Here is a 382-nt window from a genome sequence, read left to right as displayed (position 1 = left end):
CCCGCCAGGCGCTGGCCGCCTACGGTGCCGACGTGCATCCGGTGACCTGTGTGGGCTGGCTGCCGCTGTACCACGACATGGGACTCGTGCTCAGTGTCGCGGCGCCGGTGGTGCGGGGGCTGTTGTCGGTGCTCATGGATCCGGTGGCGTTCCTGCACGAACCGGTGCGCTGGCTGCGGCTGCTGGCCGCGCACCCACGTGCGCTCAGCGCGGCGCCCAACTTCGCCTACGACTACTGCGCGTCGACGGTCACCGAGGCGCAGAAGGCAGACCTGCGCCTGGACGGCGTCTTCGCCCTGATCAACGGAAGCGAGCCGGTCCGCGCCGGCACGGCCGACCGATTCCACACCGCTTTCGCCGCCCAGGGACTCCCCCCGGAGAC

General features: G+C 71.5%; 1 protein-coding gene. It reads left to right on the top strand.

All coding sequences use genetic code 11. The features are described 5' to 3' along the window. The coding region (locus tag TN53_RS42845; protein ID WP_046264335.1) for an AMP-binding protein at positions 1–382 on the top strand (382 nt) is incomplete at both ends.

It is taken from the genome of Streptomyces sp. WM6386 (genome assembly GCF_000972385.1).
GTDB lineage: Bacteria > Actinomycetota > Actinomycetes > Streptomycetales > Streptomycetaceae > Streptomyces.
Note: the sequence above shows the minus strand (reverse complement) of the source record. Positions and strands in the feature narration are given on the sequence as shown.